The following is a 1,443-nucleotide window of genomic DNA, read 5'->3' as shown; positions in this document are numbered from 1 at the left end:
GGCCCTACCTTCTTGATCGGGTTGAGCGAGCCGTTCGTAGGGTTGGCTGGCCCAGGGGTGCCGGGTGTGGCTTTCATGCGGCTGCCGAAGGTGTGGTTCAGGACGCTTCGCCGCCCGGCACCCCCAGGACGACCCGGCCGCTGATTGGGATGTGCGAGCAGATCGCTGAGTAGGGCCATGACGGCGAGGTCGTTCGCGGGACCAAGATGCGTCGAGGTTGCGGAGGTGGCCGTGCCCCAGATCTGGGCCGGTGTGGATGCTGGAAAGACCCATCACCATTGCGTGGTGATCGACGCCGACGGAAAGCGGCTGCTGTCTCGGCGGGTGGCCAACGACGAGCCGGAGCTGCTTACCCTGATCGGCGACGTGCTCGACCTCGGCGGCGGTCCCGTGATGTGGGCGACCGACCTGGCTGACGGTGGCGCGGCCCTTCTGATCGGCCTGCTGGCCAGTCACGAGCAGGATCTGCTCTACATTCCCGGTCGGGTCGTAAACAAGGCCGCCGGCAGTTACCGGGGCGTCGGGAAGACCGATGCGAAGGACGCGGCAATCATCGCCGATCAGGCGCGGATGCGCCGGGATCTGCACCCGATGCGGGTCAACGACGAGCTGGTGGTGGAGCTGAAGCTGCTCACCGCCCGCCGTTCCGACCTTGTACATGACCGCACCCGGGTCGTCTCCCGGCTGCGTGAGCTGCTGACCAGCATCTTCCCAGCCCTGGAACGGGTCTTGGATGTGACCAACACCGGGCCGCTGCTGCTGCTGACCGGCTACCAGACTCCCGCGTCGCTGCGCCGCATTGGCCGGGCCCGGCTGGAGACATGGCTGAAGCACCGCCACGTGCGCGGCGCTGCCCAGCTCGCCCAGACCGCCGTCGATGCCGGCGATCGGCAGCGCACCCAGCTCCCCGGCGAGGCCTTGACCGCGCAGATGATCGAGACGCTGGCTCGGGAGGTGATGGTCCTCAACGAGCAGGTCAAGGCGGTCGAAAAGCTCATCGAGGGCCGGTTTCGCCGCCACGAGTCGGCCGAGGTGATCACGAGCCTGCCCGGAATCGGCACCGTCCTGGGCGCGGAGTTTCTGGCCGTCACCGGCGGTGACATGTCCATGTTCGGCAGCCCGGACAAGCTGGCCAGCTTCGCCGGCCTGGCCCCGGTGCCGCGAGACTCCGGACGCGTCCACGGCAACCTGCACCGGCCCGAGCGCTATCACCGCGGGCTCCAACGCGTCTTCTACACCTCCGCGCTGATCAGCATCCAGCGCAACCCCGAGTCCCGGAGCTTCTACGACCGGAAGCGGCGCGAAGGCAAGCATCACAATCAGGCCGTACTGGCCCTGGCCCGCCGACGAGTGAACGTTCTGTGGGCACTTCTGCGTGACGGACGGTGCTATCAGCTCACACCACCGGTCACCGCTGCGGCTTGACAACAGCATTAGGAAGCG

At 67.5% G+C, this 1,443-nt stretch carries 1 protein-coding gene; it reads left to right on the top strand.

The genetic code is table 11. The annotated features are described in order from the left end of the window. Positions 1-225 precede the first annotated feature (225 nt). A complete protein-coding gene (locus amrb99_RS49380; RefSeq protein ID WP_190869022.1) occupies positions 226-1,425 on the top strand; it encodes an IS110 family transposase in 1,200 nt (399 codons plus the stop codon). Positions 1,426-1,443 lie beyond the last annotated feature (18 nt).

It is taken from the genome of Actinomadura sp. RB99 (assembly GCF_014706005.1).
GTDB lineage: Bacteria > Actinomycetota > Actinomycetes > Streptosporangiales > Streptosporangiaceae > Spirillospora.
This window is presented reverse-complemented; position numbering and strand designations above follow the sequence as displayed.